Annotated in this window: 15 protein-coding genes; 10 read left to right on the top strand and 5 right to left on the bottom strand. The window is 34.4% G+C overall.

Going from position 1 to position 17,465, the window contains the following annotated elements:
* Positions 1-51: 51 nt before the first annotated feature.
* The 3 genes from OZP11_RS23305 to OZP11_RS23295 form a co-directional block, all read right to left on the bottom strand.
* The gene (locus OZP11_RS23305) at positions 52-510 is read right to left on the bottom strand and encodes a hypothetical protein (RefSeq protein ID WP_281232879.1); all 459 of its coding nucleotides are present in this window, start codon (positions 508-510) and stop codon (positions 52-54) included.
* A 92-nt stretch (positions 511-602) separates the two neighbouring features.
* Positions 603-1,301: a LytR/AlgR family response regulator transcription factor gene (locus OZP11_RS23300; protein WP_281232878.1), complete on the bottom strand. Its 699-nt coding sequence runs from the start codon at positions 1,299-1,301 to the stop codon at positions 603-605.
* Positions 1,298-2,335: a sensor histidine kinase gene (locus OZP11_RS23295; RefSeq protein WP_281232877.1), complete on the bottom strand. Its 1,038-nt coding sequence runs from the start codon at positions 2,333-2,335 to the stop codon at positions 1,298-1,300. Before OZP11_RS23295 ends, OZP11_RS23300 begins: the two co-directional genes overlap by 4 nt.
* 173 nt (positions 2,336-2,508) lie before the next feature.
* Here OZP11_RS23295 and OZP11_RS23290 point away from each other — a divergent pair, with 173 nt between their 5' ends.
* The 6 genes from OZP11_RS23290 to OZP11_RS23265 all read left to right on the top strand — a co-directional run bounded on the left by OZP11_RS23290 (position 2,509) and on the right by OZP11_RS23265 (position 10,878).
* Positions 2,509-3,891 (top strand): TolC family protein, encoded by a 1,383-nt coding sequence (locus tag OZP11_RS23290; RefSeq protein ID WP_281232876.1) that lies wholly within the window; start codon positions 2,509-2,511, stop codon positions 3,889-3,891.
* A gap of 12 nt (positions 3,892-3,903) precedes the next feature.
* Complete coding sequence (locus OZP11_RS23285) at positions 3,904-7,194, top strand: efflux RND transporter permease subunit (RefSeq protein WP_281232875.1); 3,291 nt, start codon at positions 3,904-3,906, stop codon at positions 7,192-7,194.
* Positions 7,195-7,318: 124 nt separating this feature from the next.
* On the top strand, positions 7,319-8,404 hold the full coding sequence (locus tag OZP11_RS23280; RefSeq protein ID WP_281232874.1) for an efflux RND transporter periplasmic adaptor subunit: 1,086 nt from the start codon (positions 7,319-7,321) through the stop codon (positions 8,402-8,404).
* Positions 8,405-8,695: 291 nt separating this feature from the next.
* Positions 8,696-9,517 (top strand): hypothetical protein, encoded by an 822-nt coding sequence (locus tag OZP11_RS23275; protein ID WP_281232873.1) that lies wholly within the window; start codon positions 8,696-8,698, stop codon positions 9,515-9,517.
* A 6-nt stretch (positions 9,518-9,523) separates the two neighbouring features.
* A complete protein-coding gene (locus tag OZP11_RS23270) occupies positions 9,524-9,916 on the top strand; it encodes a hypothetical protein (RefSeq protein WP_281232872.1) in 393 nt (130 codons plus the stop codon).
* Between the two features lie 419 nt (positions 9,917-10,335).
* Positions 10,336-10,878, top strand: a complete 543-nt coding sequence (locus OZP11_RS23265; protein ID WP_281232871.1) for a hypothetical protein — start codon at positions 10,336-10,338, stop codon at positions 10,876-10,878.
* Positions 10,879-10,944: 66 nt separating this feature from the next.
* On the opposite strand, the gene OZP11_RS23260 is transcribed toward OZP11_RS23265, so the two are convergent.
* Positions 10,945-11,178: a hypothetical protein gene (locus tag OZP11_RS23260; RefSeq protein ID WP_281232870.1), complete on the bottom strand. Its 234-nt coding sequence runs from the start codon at positions 11,176-11,178 to the stop codon at positions 10,945-10,947.
* A gap of 469 nt (positions 11,179-11,647) precedes the next feature.
* Complete coding sequence (locus tag OZP11_RS23255; protein WP_281232869.1) at positions 11,648-12,196, bottom strand: type 1 glutamine amidotransferase domain-containing protein; 549 nt, start codon at positions 12,194-12,196, stop codon at positions 11,648-11,650.
* A 718-nt stretch (positions 12,197-12,914) separates the two neighbouring features.
* Here OZP11_RS23255 and OZP11_RS23250 point away from each other — a divergent pair.
* The 4 genes from OZP11_RS23250 to OZP11_RS23235 all read left to right on the top strand — a co-directional run bounded on the left by OZP11_RS23250 (position 12,915) and on the right by OZP11_RS23235 (position 17,446).
* Positions 12,915-13,592, top strand: a complete 678-nt coding sequence (locus tag OZP11_RS23250; protein WP_281232868.1) for a response regulator transcription factor — start codon at positions 12,915-12,917, stop codon at positions 13,590-13,592.
* Positions 13,589-14,944 carry a sensor histidine kinase gene (locus OZP11_RS23245; RefSeq protein WP_281232867.1) on the top strand — a complete coding sequence of 452 codons (1,356 nt, stop codon included), beginning with the start codon at positions 13,589-13,591 and terminating at the stop codon, positions 14,942-14,944. Before OZP11_RS23250 ends, OZP11_RS23245 begins: the two co-directional genes overlap by 4 nt.
* A gap of 144 nt (positions 14,945-15,088) precedes the next feature.
* Entirely contained in the window at positions 15,089-16,327 is a 1,239-nt protein-coding gene (locus OZP11_RS23240; RefSeq protein ID WP_281232866.1) for a TolC family protein, read from the top strand.
* 30 nt (positions 16,328-16,357) lie between these two features.
* On the top strand, positions 16,358-17,446 hold the full coding sequence (locus OZP11_RS23235) for an efflux RND transporter periplasmic adaptor subunit (protein WP_281232865.1): 1,089 nt from the start codon (positions 16,358-16,360) through the stop codon (positions 17,444-17,446).
* Positions 17,447-17,465 lie beyond the last annotated feature (19 nt).

The following is a 17,465-nucleotide window of genomic DNA, read 5'->3' as shown; positions in this document are numbered from 1 at the left end:
TTAACTTTATTTAAAAAATATTCAAATCACTAATAATCAGAACTTATAACACTAATCTTTTTCAATACTAACCTCAAATCCTCCATTTTTATCAAATACAACATCGTAAAATTTTGAGTTTTTTTCAACTCCCGCTTCATACGTTGTTTTATTCTTATCATCAACTACAACAACAATTTCTTTAATGGCTGCCGGAGAATAATTTTTTTTTAAATAATTCTGAGCTTTTAAAGGCAGCTGACTCATAGAAATCTGCAGCTCATAAGCTTTTAAAACTCCCAGATTGTCATAAACCGCAAGAGCTTTAGTGTTCTTTTCTGTATTGAATTTTGCTTCATATCGAATTTCATCATCGTCATCGCCCACATATTTCATCGACCAGACCGGAACTTTGCCGGGGTATTCTTTTTCAAACGTCATCTTTACCTTTTCAGGAGGAGTAACGATGTTATTTTGTGCAGTTAAAAAATTACTGCAAAACAAAACTATTGCTAAAACCAGGCTTTTCATGATCGGAATGTTAGAATTAAACAACCTAAAAAGAACGTACTAAAAGTATTACTTTTAAAATAAATAACAAATAAAATTTTATAAAAAAAGCGTTACTTTTTTAATCTGTCGGTTAATTCCCTTTTGTAGGTAATTCCAATGGGCAGTTTTTCATTTTTAATCACAACATAATCTTTTTCAGTTGCTTCAATTTTGTCCAAAGCGACAATATATGATTTATGAATGCGAATAAAATTCTTTTCAGGAAGGCATTTTTCAAACTCAGTGGTAGTGATCGAAGCCAGATATGTTTTTTTTGCAGTATGCAGTTTCACATAATTGCCAAAACTTTGTGCAAACAAAAGCTGATCGAGTTCTATTTCGATAAAATAGCCGTCGACTTTTACACTTACAGTATTTACAACTATTTCTTCTTCTTTGGCTTTTCCGTTTTCTGTTGAAAAAAATCGGTCTATTGCTTTTAAGAATCTCGGAAAATAAATAGGTTTCAGTAAATAATCAATCACACCGTAATCGTAACTTTCGAGAGCAAATTCGGAGTAAGCCGTTGTTAAAATAGTTTTAGGATGATTGGGAATAATTTTTAGCAGTTCCATCCCCGAAATCTCCGGCATATTGATATCCAGAAACATTAAATCGACTGTATTTTCACGCAGGTAATTCATTGCTTCAATACCATTATATCCCTGAAAAACCAATTCAAGCTGCGGATTCTGTTTGATATAATTCGCCAGAACATAATGCGCCGCCGGTTCATCATCTATAATGATACATTTTTTGATTTCTTTCATCCTGCAAACTTTTTAAGCTGTATTTCCAAATCAACCACATAGCTTAATTTATCGTCATGCATCTCTAATTTATAATCTTTTCCATAAATTAAATTCAGACGTTCGATTGTGTTTTTCACGCCTATTTTGGTAGAAATCACATCTGTTTTCTTCGGAATTGAATTGGCAACATGAAGATGAAGCAGACCGTTTTCAACCGAAATTGTAATTTTTACAAAACACTTTTCGATAGCACAGGTTCCGTGTTTAAAGGCATTTTCGATAAATGCAATTAAAAGCATCGGAGAAATTTTATACGTGTAATCCTTATCGACATTTGTATCCAGCGAAATATCGCAGCGATACCCTACTCTTTCTTTTTCGAGCTGTACATAACTGTTTATAAATTCCAGTTCGTCTTCTAAAGAAACACATTGTTTGCTGTTACTTTCTAATTGATAACGCATTAACTGCGAAACCTTCATAATCAAATCAGGCGTTCTGTCCGGAAATTCCAGACTGATCCCGTATAGTGTATTAAAAGTATTGAACAAAAAATGCGGATTTAATTGTCCTTTCAACGAATTCAACTGCATTTGATTGAACAGTAAAGCTGCATCGGTTTGTTTTCTGTGAATACGATAAAACTTAAAAACAATAATCGGGCTCAGAATACAGACCAAAGTTCCTAAAACACTTGCCAACTGGTACGCATAACTTCTTTGATGCGAGTTTTGGTACAAATGGCATTTATTAAACATATCCATCATTGTAATTTCGTAGAGAACTACCGAAAAGACAAAAACTCCAAAAAGCGTTAAAATGATGTATGTAAAAGGTTTATTGGCATTAAATAATATCGGAAGAAGAAAAAAGCGGTTAAACTGCGCATGCATGTATAAAATGCAGTAGAAAAATATACCCATTAAAATTGAAGTAAAGGAACTAATGAGCATCCAGTCATTCTTTAAGGTATAAATGGTAAAGGAGAAAAGGATAACGGCAACTTCCTGCCACCATTTGTTATCCAGTATGTTATCAATCTTTTTATTCATTATTAATTCTGAAATAGTTTACAAAGTACGAACAATTATTTAATTATCTTTTTTAATAAATGACCAATTCAATTCGTCATTTACTACTGCAGCACATCACTTAACATGACTTTTATCAGCACAAGAGAAATAAATTTGTTTCATCAAAAACATCTTTATATCACCTTGAGTTTATGTATTTCAAAAAAATTACCATTTTATTTTTGATTTTTGCCTCAGCTGGTTATACTCAAACCCTGTCTTTAAAAGAAGCCGTAAAAACAGGTCTTGAAAACTACGGTTCTATCCGGGCAAAAAGCAATTACACCAATGCCTCAAAAGAGACTCTTAAACAATCACGCCGTGATTATCTGCCAAATTTAAATTTATCGGCACAACAGGATTACGGAACTGTAAACGGACAAAACGGACCGCTTTACGGTTTTGGAGGTTTAGGAGTTGCTTCATCAGGTTTACCTCTTCCTGAACAAAACTGGAATTCGGCGTTTGGAGCGCTTTATTTAGTCAACATGAACTGGGATTTTTTCACTTTTGGAAAAGCAAAAGAAAAAATCAATCTATCTAAAATTGATCTGCAGACTAAAGAAAAAGATTTACAGCAGGAAAAATTCCAGCAGGAAATCAAAATTTCGGCTGCTTATTTAAATCTGTTGGCAAGCCAGAGATTACTGATTTCACAGCAAAAAAATCTTGCCCGTGCAGAAGTTTTCAAAAAGACCGCTGCGGCGAGAGTTAAAAACGGATTATTAGCAGGAGTCGACTCTACATTGGCTACAGCCGAAGTTTCTAAAGCTAAAATTGCTTTAAACCTGGCTAAAAACTTCGTTAAAGAACAAAACAACAAATTAGTCGATTTAATGGGTGTTGCGCCTCAGGATTTCGTTACAGATACTTTGTTTGTAACGCAGATTCCGAAAGAGTTAATAACGAAAGAAACTGCTGCAGACAGTCTTCACCCTTTATTACAATTCTATAAAACGAAAATCGATTACAGCAACCAGCAGGTTAAATTGTATAAAAGATTTTATTATCCCACCATGAGTGCTTTTGGTGTTTTGCAAACCAGAGCTTCAGGATTTGATTCTTCGTATGCAACCAATCAAAATGCCTATACGAGAAATTATTGGGATGGCGTAAATCCGGATCGTACCAATTATTTAATTGGAGTTGGAATTACGTGGAATTTAACCACACCATTCCGTTCAAGTAAACAAGTAAGCGCTCAGAAATTTGTTTCTCAGGCCATGCAGGAAGAATACAATCAGGCTGACAGAGAACTAAAATCGCAGCTGAATTTTGCCGAAGATAAAATCAGAATTACGCTTGAAAACTATGCCGAAGCGCCAATTCAGGTTGATGCAGCAAAAAGAGCTTACATTCAAAAATCGACTTTATACAAAAACGGTTTAACTGATTTGACTGATTTAACACAAACGATGTATGTTTTAAATCGTGCTGAAATCGATCGAGATATTGTCAATAACAATGTGTGGCAGTCGTACTTACTGAAAGTCGCTGCAACAGGAAATTTTGACTTATTTATAAATGAATTTTAATTATAAATCCTAATGAATTTAATACGTTTTGCACTCCGCAAACCCATTTCCATATTAGTATTGGTTGCGGGTCTATTTTTCTTCGGAATTGGTGCCATCAAAGACATTAAGGTAGATATTTTACCAAAAATGAATTTGCCGGTTATCTATATCGCGCATCCGTTTGGAGGTTACACACCAGACCAGATGGAAGCTTATTTTGCCAAAAACTACGTAAACGTTTTACCTTTCTCGAACGGTATCAAATCGGTAGAAACTAAAAATATTCAGGGGTTAATGATTATGAAATTAACCTATTACGAAGGAACGAACATGGCTCAGGCGGCTGCCGAGTTAAGTGCGCTTTCGAACAGAATCCAGGCGGCCTTTCCTCCGGGAACACAGCCACCGTTTATCATTCGTTTTGATGCTTCTTCTCTTCCAATCGGACAATTGGTTTTGAGTTCTAAAATTAGATCAAACAACGAATTACAGGATTTAGCCAACGTTTATGTTCGTGCTTCATTTACTGCAATTCCCGGTTTATTATCTCCGGCACCTTTTGGAGGAAGTCCAAGAACAATTGAGATTAACGTTGATCCGGATTTATTGCGTTCGCATAATATGACGCCAGACCAAATCGTAGAGGCGATTCGTTTGAACAACCAAACGGCGCCATCTGGAAACGTGCGTATGGGCGACAAAAACTATATTACACCAACGAATAATACCATTAAAGAAGTTAAAGATTTTGAGCAGATTCCGTTATTCAAAGGCGGCGTTCAAAACTTAAAATTAGGCGATGTTGCCTCTGTAAAAGATGGTGCCGATATTACAGCAGGTTACGCTTTAGTAAACGGAAAACGTTCGGTTTACATCAGTATCGCAAAAGCGGGAGATGCTTCGACTTGGGATGTGGTTCAAAAATTGAAAAAAGAATTGCCTAAAATTCAAAGTACACTTCCTGAAGATGTAAATATTACCTACGAATTTGACCAATCGGTTTATGTAATCAACTCGGTAAAAAGTTTGATTACGGAAGGAATTATTGGTGCGGTTTTAACGGGATTAATGGTATTGTTATTCTTGGGTGACCGTCGTGCGGCGTTAATTGTAATTATGACGATTCCAATTTCGATTATTTCCGGGGTTTTATTCCTAAAATTATTTGGACAAACGATCAACTTGATGTCATTATCAGGATTAGCACTTGCAATTGGTATTTTGGTGGACGAAAGTACCGTAACCATCGAAAATATTCACCAGCATCTCGACATGGGAAAACCAAAAGCACTCGCCATTTGGGATGCCTGTCAGGAAATTGCTTTGCCTAAATTATTGATCTTACTTTGTATTCTAGCCGTATTTGCGCCAGCATTTACAATGGTTGGTATTCCGGGAGCGTTGTTCCTGCCTTTGGCTTTAGCAATTGGTTTCTCTATGGTTATTTCGTTCTTATTGTCTCAGACTTTTGTACCTGTAATGGCCAACTGGATGATGAAAGCACATACAAAACATGCACACGAACCCAACATCACAGACGACGAAGCAGAATTTAATGCCTGCGGATTAACACCGGAATCTGAGCAAAATTTAATTGGTCAGAAAAAGGATATGGTCGAAAGAGAAGATTTCAACAATGATGGAAAAGTATCTGGTTTCGAAAAATTCAGAAATCGTTTCATGCGGCTTTTAGATCGTTTGTTTGTTCATAAAAAAGCAACAACAATTATCTATTTAACGGGATCTATTCTTGTGGCTGTTTTGTTTATTAATTTCATCGGAAAAGATGTTTTTCCAAGAACCAATTCAAGTCAGTTTCAGTTGAGAATGCGTGCGGTTGACGGAACGCGTTTGGAAAGAACAGAAGAACAAGCCAGAGTTGTTTTGAAAGAATTGGAAAAAATGGTTGGAAAAGAGCATATCGGAATTACATCTGTATATGTGGGACAGCACCCTTCCCTTTTCTCGATCAACCCGATTTATTTATTCATGGCAGGTTCTCACGAAGCGGTTTTCCAAGTGAGTTTAAAAGACTACGAGGCAGACATGGACGACTTTAAAGATGAATTTAGAGCAAGATTGAAAAAAGTACTTCCTGATACGAAACTTTCTTTTGAGCCAATCGAATTGACCGATAAAGTTTTAAGCCAGGGGTCTCCTACTCCAATCGAGATTCGAGTTGCCGGAAAAGATAAAAAGAAAAACGAATTGTACGCGACTCAAATCGTAGACAAATTAAAAGCAATTTCGTATTTCAGAGACGTACAAATTGGTCAGCCAATTCATTATCCGGCAATGAATATTGATATTGACAGAACTCGTGCTGCCGAATTAGGAGTGGATATGAATGATATTTCTCGTTCGCTTGTTGCTTCGACCTCATCTTCTCGTTATACAGAAAAAAATAACTGGGTTGATGAAAAAGCAGGATTATCGTATTCTGTTCAGGTTCAAGTACCTTTAAACAAAATGAAAAGCAAAACCGATATTGGAGAAATTCCTGTATTAAAGAATTCGCTTCGTCCTGTTTTAAGTGACGTTGCCAAAATTACACCGGGCTTTGTAAGTGGTGAAAATGACAATTTAGGGGCCATGCCATACATTACCGTTACGGCAAACATCTACCAAACCGATTTAGGTACGGCATCAAAAGATGTGAGCAAAACAATTAGTTCTCTTGGCGATTTGCCACGTGGTTTGTTTATAACGCCAATTGGACTAAGTACTGTATTGACAGAAACATTAAGCAGTTTACAAACGGGGTTATTGGTTGCCGTATTCGTAATCTTCTTAATGTTGGCCGCTAATTTCCAATCGTTCAAAGTTTCGCTGGTAATCTTAACAACAGTTCCTGCCGTAGTTTTAGGATCATTATTAATGCTGACTTTAACTGGTTCTACATTGAACTTACAATCGTATATGGGAATTATCATGTCGGTTGGGGTTTCTATTGCCAACGCCGTACTTTTGGTGACCAATGCCGAGCAATTGCGTAAAATAAATGGAAATGCCTTAGAATCGGCTCGTGAAGCAGCTGCGTTGCGTCTTCGTCCAATTATCATGACTTCTGTTGCGATGATTATGGGTATGCTGCCAATGGCAATCGGACACGGAGAAGGTGGCGATCAAGTTTCTCCGTTAGGAAGAGCGGTTATCGGTGGACTATTATTTTCTACTTTTGCCGTATTATTGATCTTGCCGCAAATATTTGCATGGGCACAAGAAAAAACATCGACACAATCTGTTTCTTTAGATCCTGAAGACGAAGAAAGCATCCATTATATCTCATCGATTAGTAAGTCTAAAGTTGGAAAGTCGTAAAGTCATTAAAGTCGTAAAGTTGGAAAGTTGGAAAGTCATAAAGTCGAAAGCACAATCGTCACGAAAATACTTCGATAACTTTTATACTTTCCATATACTTATAAAACATATATAAAACCAAAAAATGAAAAATAATATAAAATCAATCGCAATATTATTCACCGCTTTAATGGCACTAAGCAGCTGTGAAAAGAAAAAAGAAGAAACTGCGAAACCAGAAATCGAACCTAAAGTTGAAACTTTCCTTTTATCGAAAGAAAAACTAACAACTGAATTGCGTTTACCAGCTGAATTAACAGGCTTTCAACAAGTTGATTTGTATGCAAAAGTGAGCAGTTTCGTAAAAACTTTAAAAGTTGATATTGGAACTAAAGTAAAAAAAGGACAGCTTTTAATTGTTTTAGAAGCGCCTGAGATCAGTTCACAATTAGCTGCTGCCGAATCTAGATTGAAATCTATGGAAGCGATTTATGCAACCAGCAAAAGCACCTACAACCGTTTGTACGAAACAAGCAAAGTAGAAGGAACTATTTCTAAAAATGATTTAGAAATGGCGAACGGAAAGAAAAATTCTGATTACGCACAATACCAGGCTGCAATTGCTGCGCACAAAGAAATCTCGATTATGAGAGGTTATTTAGAAATCCGTGCTCCTTTTGATGGCGTTGTAGCAGCAAGAAATGTCAATTTAGGAACATTTGTTGGCCCGGCAGGAAAAGGTTCAGATTTGCCTTTATTAACGATTCAAGAGCAGTCTAAATTACGTTTGGCGGTTTCTGTTCCGGAATTGTACACAGGATATTTGCATACAGGAGACGAAATGAGTTTTAATGTAAAATCATTGCCAGAAACTTTCTCAGCTAAAATTACCAGAATGTCTGGCGCTTTAGATTTAAAACTTCGTTCTGAAAGAGTTGAAATGGATGTTCACAACACCAAAGGAAATTTATTGCCTGGAATGGTTGCCGAAGTTCTTTTACCGCTTAACGCGAAAGACAGCACGTATGTAGTTCCAAAATCGGCAGTAGTAAGTTCTGCAGAAGGAATTTATGTGGTAAAAGTAGTAAACAAAAAAGCAACAAGAGTTGACATTAAAAAAGGAAGAGAAATCGAAGATAAAATCGAAATTTTCGGTGACTTAAACCCACAAGATAAACTGGTAAAAATCGCCAGCGAAGAAACTAAAGAAGGCGATGTCATAAACGAATAACCTGCGTTTAGTCTTCTTTTTAGTAGATTACCAATTACTGTACGCATTCTTCGGAGTGCAAATCTAAAATTTGCCTTAACAGCTCTCATTAATTTGGGGGCTGTTTTTTTTAAAAGTAGAAAATAAAAGGTTCAACCACAATTTTATATCTAAATTCCCTCATTTTTTTTAACTTATATAGCTTTTCTTATTGTTAATAAAAAAATCCTTTAGTTTTAAATTCAAAATCCTCTTACAATTGTAGAAAAAAATAAATATATTTGAAAACTACACATAATACAAAATGTAACTATGAATTTATCTTTTTTATTTTGGAACACAAATGGCAAAAAATGTGTTGAAGAAATAAATAATATTGTAAAAAATCATGATATAGATATATTAATACTTGCTGAAAATCCTGCTAGTCCAAGTGAAATACTTTTAAAATTAAATGAAAGCTCAAGTGATTATTATCCTAATCATCCTAGCTCATTTTGTGCTAAAATCAAAATTTACACTAAATTTCATTACAATTTTATTAGCCCCATTGAAGAATCCCATCGCTTAACTGCTAGAAAATTATCACTGCCAACAATATCTGATATAAATTTAGTAGGTTTACATCTCGGTGACAAAGGTAATTTTAGTAGCGAAAGTCAGTCTGAAATGGCAACACAACTTAGAGAACAAATCATCCTTTTAGAAAAGAATTCGGGTCATAGTAAGACAATCATTATTGGTGACTTTAATATGAATCCTTTTGAATTAGGAATGATAAAAGCAAATGGATTTCACGGCACAATGTCACAAAAAATTGCCAAGCAAAAGAAAAGAAAAGTTCAATATATTGATTATGATTATTTTTATAATCCTATGTGGGGGCTATTTGGCGATTTATCCCGTAAAACGAATGGAACTTATTTTTATCGTCGAGCTGAATTAGTTAATTTAGAATGGAATATTTTTGATCAAGTTTTGATTAGACCATCATTAATTGATAATTTTGAAAAAAAATCATTAGAAATAATTACCAATGATGGGACAAAAGATTTAATTACAAGAAATGGAATTCCAAATAAAAATCTTTATTCAGATCATTTGCCTATTAAATTTAAATTAATATTAAAATAAAATCTCATGAGTGATTCAAATAATTTATGGCCAGATTTCGAAGATGTTCCTAAAATAGTTAGTCCAAGAGCAATACTAACTGAGCAAGCAAATTTTTTATCAGAGAAAACAAACAATCTACTAAATGGATCAATAAGCGCAAGTGCATCTTCTACAAATGAAATTATAACCAGATTTAAAATTGTAGCCCCCTTACTAAATAATTATTCTTATCAACTTTTTGCAATAATACATAGTGCTTTATACTATCCTTGCGATTTACGATACAATGCTATTTCTTACAAGATTAATAATGAAGAAGATTTAAGAGAAAAAATAAGAGAAATCTTTAACAATGAAGAAACAAAAAATATTATATTTTCATTACTTGGACAAAGTAAGGAAATAAATGAACAATAATTCTCCTACAATAACCACTACTGATTCCCCGATAGCGCGGATTTGCAATCCTTGCCTGCAAAGATTTGATATAATAAGAGCAAAAAAAATACACTTTGTGTACACGGATTACAAATCTCCGCTATCAATAGAAAATGAATAAAAAAACCTCGATTTTAATCGAGGTTTTTCCATTTCTATAAACTTCTACTCCTCACTCAAATAAGGATTCAAAATCTCCGCCAATTCATTGACCCAATAATAATTGTCTTCAAAATTTGTTAGTCCAATTTGGAGAGTTTCGTTTTGTCGCTTAGTAAATTACATTTTACTAAGAACATCAAAAAATAAAATTTTGAGTAATTTTTAATATATCAATATCGGATAGAAATTTTATATATTTTTGAAAGACACAACCACTCTACTAATAAAAGGCAAAAATGAGACTATTAGCATTTTTTCTACTGATTTCTTATCTTTCAAATGCACAAGAACTTGGATATGAATCAAGAAAGAGAGAAATTCTAAGTGATATTATAAGAAAAGAAGCATTTAATAAGGGAGAAACTTTTATTACAGCAAAAATTGATTCGGCAAATGTTGAACATTTATTAAAATCAATTCTTGAAAAACCTTATATCTTCAATTTTAATAATCAGAATGAAAATTTAATAATCACAGCAGAAGAATTAGAATATTTTGCAAAGAATCTTCGAAAACAATATCAGGACGAATGGAAAGAAAGTGATTTTAATAATCGTAAAGTAATTAAGCAATCTGATATTCAAAAATGTCTTGATCAGGATATAAATCGTCAGGTTGTTATGGTTTCCGATCCAATATATAAAAGTGATCAGACTATATTTGTATACCTTGCCAATTTATGCTGTTGTGGAGCATATGGAAGTTCTGGTTTCTTTCTCTACACAAAAAAAGATGGAGTGTGGAAAAAATCTTTTAAAATTATAGAAGAAGATTATTAAATACTATTTCAAAAAACTAAAAACCTCGATTCATTTAAAAATCGAGGTTTTTCCATTTTATAAATCTTACTCCTCACTCAAATAAGGATTCAAAATCTCCGCCAATTCATTGACCCAATAATAATTGTCTTCAAAATTTGTTAGTCCAATTTGGAGGGTTTCGGGTTGTCGCATTACGGAGAGCGCTAAAATGCAGTTTACTTGTCTTAATACTTTTGCCATATCTTCGGGATCGATAATATGGTTAAAAAAATCAATCAGCCTTGTTTCGGCTTCTTTGGAAAGGGTGTTTGTACTCATAATGTCGTAATATTAGGAATATAAAAAACCCTTGTATCTAAGTGTTCCTAACGCTTACGACAGCGTTTACGGTCGTTTCCGATACCGTACACATCATACAAGGGCAAATTTCTTTAGCCGTAAAGTCGTAATTATAGGAACGACAAATATAGGAAAAATCTTTATTTTATATTCTTTTTCTTACAACTACTTTATATTCTTTAACAAATATACTAAATCTATATTTTGGTAAGTATTTATCGCATTTTTGTCATTTCGACGGAGGAGACCCGAGCGATAGCGAATAGACGAAGCAAATCACACTAGAAACTCCACACAGAATGTCGCCAATCTTTGTCTATTAACGCGTGTGATTTCTCCCTTCGGTCGAAATGACAAGATTGCGGGAATAGTCGAATCCGACGTTACAAACAAAAAAAGCAAGACCAAAATTGATCTTGCATTTTTTATAATTTATAAATCTAAAAAATTAGACTCTCTGGCGCTCATGTATTCCTTCTTTAATTTCTTCTACCATTTTTTTATTAAAAGCGGGCAAATCATTCGGGTTTCGGCTGGTTACCAATCCTTGGTCTACGACAACTTCTGAGTCTTCCCATTGTGCTCCCGCGTTTATCAAATCGTTTTTTACAGAGAAAAACGAAGTTACTTTTCGACCGTCTAAAACATCAGCATCTACCAGAATTTGAGGTCCGTGACAAATAGCGGCAACTGGTTTTTTACTTTCAAAAAACGAACGTACAAAATCTACTGCAGCTTCTTCTCTTCTTAATAAATCAGGATTTATAACTCCTCCTGGCAGAACCAAACCATCATAATCGGCTTCATTTGCCTGATCTAATACAACATCAACATTATATTCGTTGCTCCAATTTCCGTCTTTCCAGGATTTGATCGTTCCAGATTTCAAACTAACGATATCTGCATTCCAACCTTGCTCTTCCAGATAGGCTTTTGGAGATGCTAATTCTGATTCTTCAAAACCGTTTGTGGCTAATATGGCGATATTCTTTTTCATAATTTCTAATATTTAAAATGTGATTAATTTTGATTTACCTAAAATTAGTTATTTCAAACAGCCAAGGAAAACAGACGATGTTAAAGCTTTCTTTAACAAAAGTTAATTAACTGAAGTACAGATTTTTATTAAAAATTAAACGGGAATTATGTAAGATTGGGCTTAATTGGGATTATTATTTTATAGCAACAAAATCTAAAATTTTGCTTTATTACTTTGCGAGATTAACAACAACATATTTGGCTAAAGCCTTTTTCTTATATCATCTCAAAATCCCCCTAGTTAAAACTAGGGGCAACTGAAAAAAATCAATTGCCTCCATCTTTAGATGGAGGTTAAAAAATTAAGAATAAGAATGGCTTTAGCCTAAATTGCGCATTTAGCCAAAGCCATCTTATTATATGTCCTTTAAAATTCCTCCATCCAAAGCAGAAACCAATTCATAAAAAACTTCAATAACTTAAATGAACTTATATGGTTCATAAAAACATTCAACCTTAATATATGACCTTTTATTTCCCTACAGCTAAAGCAGAAACCAATTCATAAAAAACTTCAATAACTTAAATGAACTTATATGGTTCATAAAAACATTCAACAATTTACCAGTTCTTATATCGTTCAAAAAATAAACCGTATTTTTGAAAATCTTTTTAAAAGCGTCTTATGATTAAAAACACCCCTATTTTAATCAAAAATCAAAATTAATATACCATTTATGAATGTTTTACTCATTGAAGATGATAAACGCATCAGCGAATTTATTATAAAAGGTTTAGAAGAAAATAACTTTACCGTGCATCTTGCCGAAACGGGCGAAATGGCGCGCGACCTTGTTCAGGAAAACACTTGGGATATTATCCTGATGGATATTATGCTTCCGGGAATTGATGGTATTCAGCTGACGAAATTAATGCGTTTTAAAAAGATTTATACTCCAATTTTAATGCTCAGCGCTTTGAGTAATACCGATGATAAAGTTACCGCATTAGATTCTGGTGCCGATGATTATCTCGTAAAACCTTTTCATTTTAAAGAACTGATTTCGAGAGTGAATGCGCTTACGCGAAGAACGAAATTCAATTACAACGAACCCGAAACTTTATACACTTGCGGGACTTTAACCATCAATCCGGACGAACATAAAGTCACAGAAAATAACGAATTGATTGATCTTTCGCCAAGAGAATACAAACTGCTTTTATACTTATTAGAAAACCGAAATAAAGTGATGTCGCGAACGCAGATTTTAACTGCCGTTTGGGGAATTAATTACGACAATAACACCAATGTTGTCGATGTGTATATTTCGTATTTAAGAAACAAAATCGAACACAATCATAAGTTCATTCACACCATAAAAGGAATCGGTTACATGCTAAAAGAAGACTTATGAAAATCCGTAATCGCTTTACTTTAATTTCTTCCTTGACATTCAGTGTTGTGTTTGTCATTGCTTCGCTGATCACGTATTTTTCTTTCTACAGTTATTCTGAAAAAATCGTGTATAACGAATTGCAGAAAACCTGTTTATTGACGGGAATTTTCTATTTGGAAAAAGACGAACTTCCAGAAAATCAGCATTTAATTATTGGACAGCAATTCCGCGAAAATTCACTTGAAATTGCGACGCGTGTTTATAACGAGAAAAACCAAATTGTGTATGGAGATAAAACTTCAGATCATAATATAAATGCATCAAAACTAGATTACATTAGAAAAAACAGAAAACTAAGTTTCAAGTCCAAACATCATTTTTATTTTGGGAGTTATTACCATGACAATCAGGGAGATTTTGTGGTTTTCGTAAAAAAAAATGACACCGATTTCAAAACCATGACCGATCGACTTTTGATTATTATGATTTTGGTTTTAATTTCAGGATTGGTCAGTATTTATTTGGTCAGCCGGGTGCTTTCTAATCTGGCTTATAGTCCGATCAAAAATATTATCAATCAGGTAAATGAAATTCAGGCTTCGTCGTTAGACAAACAAATTGTTTCTCCGAATACCAAAGACGATATTCAGGAATTGATCGAAACTTATAATAATCTGCTGAAACGTCTTTCGGATACTTTTATCATTCAGAAAAACTTCATCAATTATGTTTCGCATGAGTTTAAAACGCCTTTAACCGCCATTTCCGGAAATCTTGAAGTCTTTGCCCAAAAAGACAGAACCAGCGCCGAATACAAAGAAATGTCTCAGAAAGTATTAGAAAACGTCTATCAAATCGAAGACACGATGAATACTTTAATGATGCTTTCGGGACTTCGCGAGAATATGGAACTCAACGAAATTTTCAGGGTCGACGAGTTGGTTTGGGACATCAACGACCAATTGTCTGCGAGTTATCATTTAAAAGGACAAATACAAATTGCCTTAGAAGTTGGCAATGATAAACTGCTTTCGATACAAGGAAATTCAAACGAAATCAAAATCGCTTTATTTAATATTATCGAAAATGCCGTTAAATATTCAGATGGAAATCCGATAAAAATCAGTTTATTAGAACAAAATCAGCAATTAAAAATTGTCATTGAAGATCAGGGAAAAGGCATCAGCGAAGACGATCTTCAATTTATCAAACAAACCTTTTACAGAGGCAAAAATGTAAACGATATAAAAGGAAGCGGAATCGGTCTCACTTTGGCCAATGTGATCTTCAAACAAAATAATATTGAGTTTACCATAACTTCAAAAAAAGGCGTTGGAACCACGGTAACACTGGTTTTCCCGAAACTCTAATCGTTTTCTAATCCAACTCTTACTGGTTTCTAACAGACATCAAATTAGGGCTTAATATGCAGCAAATAGCTTTGCAACTTATTAAATCTACTCAATTTGAAACGTATATTTTTAACCTTGTTTTTAATTGTATCGCTCAAAAGTATGGCACAAATTGGCGTCATCAGCGATACGATTGTTCTTTCTAGAAATCAGGCCGAAGCTATATTTCTGGAAAAGAACATTTCTCTTATTTCCGAAAAACTGAATATCGACATTGCTGATGCACAGGTTATTCAGGCAAAATTATGGCCAAATCCCACTTTAACCATTGGCGAAATCAATCTTTGGAGCAATGCTACGGCTCAACAATTACCCGTATTATGGGGAAATTACGGAAAAACGCAGCAAGTCAATGCCGAATTAGAGCAACTGATTCAGACTGCGGGAAAGCGTAAAAAACTGATTGCAATGGAAAAAGTAAGTGCCGAAATCGCAAAAGAATATTTCAAGACTTTTTTACGCAATTTAAAAATCGAATTCAGAGAAAACCTAACCGAAATGCAATACAATCAGGCACAGGAAGAAGTGTATCAAAAACAACTTTCTTCTATGCAGACTTTACTGAAAGCGTATAAAAATCAGGTTGCGCAAGGAAATGTCGGCAAAGGCGAATATGTTCGTTTAAAAGCTACGGAACTTCAGTTTTTAAAAGAAATCAACGATCTGCAAAAAGAGAACAATTCGTTACAAAAAGAACTGAAAGTTTTAATGAATCTTCCTGCAGCGAGTTTTATCAAATTGACAGATGAAGGTTTTGTTCCTGTGAATAAAAATATCGAAGATATCAATCTGGCCAATCTTATGGAATCGGCAATTGAGAATCGTCCTGACATGAAAGTCCTAAAACTTGGAAACGAATACAACGACAACAAATACAAATACGAAAGAGCCATGCGTACGCCAGACGTGACACTTGGTGTAAGTTACGACCGCGGGGCGAGTTTAATGAATGATTTTGTTGGTGTTGGATTCTCACTTGATCTTCCGTTTTTTAATCGAAATCAGGGAAATATTAAAGCGGCTAAAATCGCCATCGATCAGGGAAAACTGCTTACGGAAGAAAAAACTTTAAGCGTACAATCTGAGGTTTTAAATGCGTATCAGGATTTCATCACCACCAAAAAATTATATGAAAGTGCCGATACCAGTTTTGAAGGCGATCTGGATAAACTTTTAGAAAGCTATCGTAAAAATTTCATGCAAAGAAATACCAGCATGTTAGAATATCTGGATTTTGTTGATGCGTATTTAGACAACAAATCGATACTGCTGAATTCTAAAAAAGACCTGAATAAAAATCTGGAAGAACTGCGCTACATCACTGGGCAGGAAATCAATTAACACATCACCTACTCAAAATATAAAAAGATAATGAAGAAACTTATTGTAATCCCAATGCTTGGGTTAATGCTCGTTTACGGATGTGGCAAGAAAGAAGAAGTTAAAAAAGTACAGGATGAAAAATTTTGTATTGATAAAGATCTAAAAGAAAAAATCACAATTGAACCTGCACAAAAACGTGCCGTAAGTGAATCGATTAATCTTACGGGAAATATTACTTATAACGGAGATCACGTGGTTCAGTTTAACAGCCTTGTTGAAGGAATTATTACGAAAACATCTTTCTCTTTGGGCGATTATGTAAAAAAAGGACAGGTTCTGGCAGAAATTAAAAGTACAGAACTAAACAGCATGCAGTCTGAAAGCAGATCGTTGCAGTCGCAGATTACGGTGGCGCAGCGTCAATTACAAGCCACAAAATCAATGTTTGAAGACGGAATTTCTTCTCAAAAAGATTTGCTTCAAGCGCAAAGCGAATTGGACGTTTTAAAATCTTCTTTAGAAAATGTGAGAGCTAATCTTGCGATGTTCAGTGCGAGTAATGACCGATCTGTTTTTCTAATCAAAGCACCAACTGAAGGTTATATTGTAGACAAAAACATCAGTACAGGAACTCAGATTACCAGCGAAAGCAATGCTTTATTTACGATTTCTGATTTAAAAGAAATCTGGGTTTTGGTTAATGTTTATACCAGTAACCTAAAAAACATCAGCGAAAATATGGCTGTAGATGTTACAACACCAGCTTATCCGGGAGAAATCTTTAAAGGGAAAATCAATATGATGTCGAAAATTTTTGATGCCGAAGAACACGTTTTAAAGGCGCGAATTGTAATGGACAACCGAAACCTGAAATTAAAACCAGGAATGACAGCCGATATTACAATTGATAAAAGCATTGGCGGCGAAGAATTGGTTTCTGTTCCTGCAAAAGCAGCCATTTTTGACAACAATCGTGATTATATCTTAATCTACAAAGACGATTGTACAATTGAAACCAGAGAAATAAATCCGAAACTGAAAAACAACAGCTGGCTTTATTTTGACAAAGGCGTTAACGAAGGCGAAAAGGTGATTACCAAAAACCAATTGTTGATTCACGAAAGATTAAAAAACTAAGATCCTTAAAAACGGATAA

It is taken from the genome of Flavobacterium gelatinilyticum, assembly GCF_027111295.1.
GTDB lineage: Bacteria > Bacteroidota > Bacteroidia > Flavobacteriales > Flavobacteriaceae > Flavobacterium > Flavobacterium gelatinilyticum.
This window is presented reverse-complemented; position numbering and strand designations above follow the sequence as displayed.